Annotated in this window: 4 protein-coding genes; all 4 read left to right on the top strand. The window is 43.5% G+C overall.

Features of this window, described 5'->3' with window-relative positions:
* Positions 1-1,185: F0F1 ATP synthase subunit alpha (atpA, locus tag SINDD18_RS04140; RefSeq protein WP_061863187.1), on the top strand; the 1,185-nt coding region annotated here is incomplete at its 5' end.
* A 15-nt stretch (positions 1,186-1,200) separates the two neighbouring features.
* On the top strand, positions 1,201-2,079 hold the full coding sequence (locus SINDD18_RS04135) for a F0F1 ATP synthase subunit gamma (RefSeq protein ID WP_061863186.1): 879 nt from the start codon (positions 1,201-1,203) through the stop codon (positions 2,077-2,079).
* 81 nt (positions 2,080-2,160) lie between these two features.
* Positions 2,161-3,567: a F0F1 ATP synthase subunit beta gene (gene atpD / locus SINDD18_RS04130; RefSeq protein ID WP_000094353.1), complete on the top strand. Its 1,407-nt coding sequence runs from the start codon at positions 2,161-2,163 to the stop codon at positions 3,565-3,567.
* A gap of 10 nt (positions 3,568-3,577) precedes the next feature.
* The coding region (locus SINDD18_RS04125) for a F0F1 ATP synthase subunit epsilon (RefSeq protein WP_061863240.1) at positions 3,578-3,939 on the top strand (362 nt) is incomplete at its 3' end.

Here is a 3,939-nt window from a genome sequence, read left to right as displayed (position 1 = left end):
GTCGATCCGCTAGGTCGTCCAGTGGATGGTTTGGGTCCAATCAATACAGACAAGACTCGTCCAGTTGAAGCACCAGCTCCTGGTGTTATGCAACGTAAGTCTGTCTCAGAACCATTGCAAACAGGTTTGAAAGCTATTGACGCCCTTGTTCCAATCGGTCGTGGCCAACGTGAGTTGATCATTGGTGACCGTCAAACAGGGAAGACAACTATCGCTATTGACGCTATCTTGAACCAAAAAGGTCAAGATATGATTTGTATCTATGTAGCGATTGGACAAAAAGAATCAACAGTTCGTACACAAGTAGAAACACTTCGTCAGTACGGAGCCTTGGATTACACAATCGTTGTGACAGCCTCAGCTTCACAACCTTCACCATTGCTCTTCCTTGCACCTTATGCAGGGGTTGCTATGGCAGAAGAGTTCATGTACCAAGGTAAGCATGTCTTGATCGTTTATGATGACTTATCTAAACAAGCGGTAGCTTATCGTGAACTTTCCCTTCTTCTTCGTCGTCCGCCAGGACGTGAAGCCTTCCCAGGGGATGTTTTCTACCTTCACAGTCGTCTACTTGAGCGTTCTGCTAAAGTTTCAGATGAGCTTGGTGGTGGATCTATCACGGCTCTTCCATTTATCGAGACCCAAGCTGGAGATATCTCAGCTTATATCGCTACAAATGTAATCTCTATTACGGATGGACAAATCTTCCTAAGCGATAGTCTCTTTAATGCGGGTATTCGTCCGGCTATTGATGCGGGTTCTTCTGTATCTCGTGTTGGTGGTTCAGCTCAGATTAAAGCTATGAAGAAGGTTGCTGGTACTCTTCGTATCGATCTTGCTTCATACCGAGAGTTGGAAGCCTTCACTAAATTTGGTTCAGACTTGGATGCAGCTACACAGGCTAAATTGAACCGTGGTCGTCGTACTGTAGAAGTATTGAAACAACCTGTTCATAAACCATTACCTGTTGAGAAACAAGTTACTATTCTCTATGCTTTGACCCATGGTTTCTTGGATACAATTCCTGTAGACGATATCGTTCGTTTCGAAGAAGAGTTCCATATGTTCTTTGATGCTCAACATCCTGAGATTTTGGAAACCATTCGTGAAACAAAAGACTTGCCAGATGAAGCAGTCTTGGATGCTGCGATTACTGAGTTTCTCAATCAATCAAGCTTCCAATAAGAATAGAGGTGTCAGATGGCAGTATCTCTAAATGATATTAAAACAAAAATCGCCTCAACGAAAAATACTAGTCAAATTACTAACGCCATGCAGATGGTTTCTGCAGCTAAGTTAGGTCGTTCTGAAGAAGCTGCACGCAACTTCCAGATTTATGCTCAAAAAGTTCGTAAACTCCTTACAGACATCCTCCACGGAGATGGTGCAGGCGGATCAACTAACCCTATGTTGATCAGTCGCCCCGTCAAAAAAACAGGCTATATCGTCATTACATCTGACCGTGGTCTTGTTGGAGGATATAATTCTTCAATCTTAAAAGCTGTCATGGAAATTCAGCAAGAATACCATCCTTCAGGTGATGATTTTGAAGTCATCTGTATTGGTGGTATGGGAGCCGATTTCTTCAAATCACGTGGTATTCAACCTATCTATGAATTGCGTGGACTTGCAAGCCAACCAAGTTTTGATGAAGTTCGTAAGATTATCACAAAAACGATTGAAATGTATCAAAATGAACTTTTTGATGAGCTCTATGTTTGCTACAACCACCACGTGAATACATTGACAAGTCAAATGCGTGTAGAGCAGATGCTTCCAATCGTGGACTTGGATCCAAATGAAGCAGATGATAACTATAGCTTGACCTTTGACCTTGAAACAAGTCGTGAAGAAATCTTGGATCAATTGCTACCACAGTTTGCAGAAAGTATGATTTATGGTGCTATTATTGATGCCAAGACAGCTGAAAATGCTGCCGGTATGACAGCCATGCAAACAGCGACTGATAATGCAAAAAAAGTGATTAATGATTTGACAATCCAGTATAACCGTGCCAGACAGGCGGCGATTACACAAGAAATCACAGAAATCGTGGCAGGAGCTAGCGCTTTAGAATAAAGCCATCCTGCTCATATCAATGAACTTAGGACCTAGCAAAACTAGGAACCGACAGTATCTTATATAGAATAGGAGAAGGAGATGAGTTCAGGTAAAATTGCTCAGGTTATCGGACCCGTTGTAGACGTTTTGTTTGCAGCAGGTGAAAAACTACCTGAGATTAACAATGCACTTGTCGTCTACAAAAATGACGAAAAGAAAACAAAAATCGTCCTTGAAGTAGCCTTAGAGTTGGGAGATGGTATGATTCGTACCATCGCCATGGAATCAACAGATGGTTTAACTCGTGGAATGGAAGTGTTGGACACAGGTCGTCCAATCTCTGTACCAGTAGGTAAAGAAACCTTGGGACGTGTCTTCAATGTTTTGGGAGATACCATTGACTTGGAAGCTCCTTTTGGAGAAGACGCAGAGCGCCAGCCAATTCATAAAAAAGCACCTACTTTTGATGAGTTGTCTACCTCTTCAGAAATCCTCGAGACAGGGATTAAGGTTATCGACCTTCTTGCCCCTTATCTTAAAGGTGGTAAAGTCGGACTCTTCGGTGGTGCCGGAGTTGGTAAGACTGTCTTGATCCAAGAATTGATTCATAACATTGCCCAAGAACACGGTGGTATCTCAGTATTTACTGGTGTTGGAGAACGTACTCGTGAAGGAAACGACCTCTACTGGGAAATGAAAGAGTCAGGCGTTATCGAGAAAACAGCCATGGTATTTGGTCAGATGAATGAGCCACCAGGAGCACGTATGCGTGTTGCCCTTACTGGTTTGACAATCGCTGAATACTTCCGTGATGTAGAAGGCCAAGACGTTCTTCTCTTCATTGACAACATCTTCCGTTTCACACAAGCTGGTTCAGAAGTATCTGCCCTTTTGGGTCGTATGCCATCAGCCGTTGGTTACCAACCAACCCTCGCAACAGAAATGGGTCAATTGCAAGAACGTATCACTTCAACTAAGAAAGGTTCTGTAACCTCTATCCAGGCTATCTACGTGCCAGCGGATGACTATACTGACCCAGCGCCAGCAACAGCCTTCGCTCACTTGGATTCAACTACCAACTTGGAACGTAAATTGGTTCAATTGGGTATCTACCCAGCCGTTGACCCACTTGCTTCAAGTTCACGTGCCTTGGCACCTGAAATCGTTGGAGAAGAACACTACGCAGTTGCGGCTGAGGTCAAACGTGTTCTTCAACGTTACCATGAGTTGCAAGATATCATTGCCATCCTTGGTATGGATGAACTTTCTGATGAAGAAAAGACTTTGGTTGCTCGTGCCCGTCGTATTCAGTTCTTCCTTTCACAAAACTTCAACGTTGCGGAACAATTTACTGGTCAACCAGGTTCTTATGTTCCAGTAGCCGAAACAGTTCGTGGATTTAAGGAAATTCTCGACGGAAAACACGATCATCTCCCAGAAGATGCCTTCCGTGGAGTAGGTTCAATCGAAGATGTTATCGCTAAGGCTGAAAAAATGGGATTTTAAGAGGTGATCTATGGCTCAGTTAACTGTCCAGATCGTGACACCAGATGGCCTCGTCTATGATCACCATGCCAGCTTTGTATCGGTTCGAACTCTGGATGGTGAGATGGGGATCTTGCCACGACATCAAAATATGATTGCGGTATTAGCAGTTGATGAAGTTAAAGTCAAACGTATTGATGATGATTCTCATGTCAACTGGATAGCAGTAAACGGAGGAATCATCGAGATTGCTAATGATGTCATTACCATTATTGCAGACTCAGCTGAGCGTGCTCGTGATATCGATATTAGCCGTGCAGAACGTGCCAAACTTCGTGCAGAACGTGAAATCGAAGAAGCGCAAGACAAACACTTGATTGACCAAGAGCGTCG

The sequence above is a fragment of the Streptococcus infantis genome, from assembly GCF_001579645.1.
Classification (GTDB): domain Bacteria; phylum Bacillota; class Bacilli; order Lactobacillales; family Streptococcaceae; genus Streptococcus; species Streptococcus infantis_E.
The sequence above is the reverse complement of the archived record's forward strand: the minus strand, read 5'-3'. Positions and strand labels throughout refer to the sequence as shown.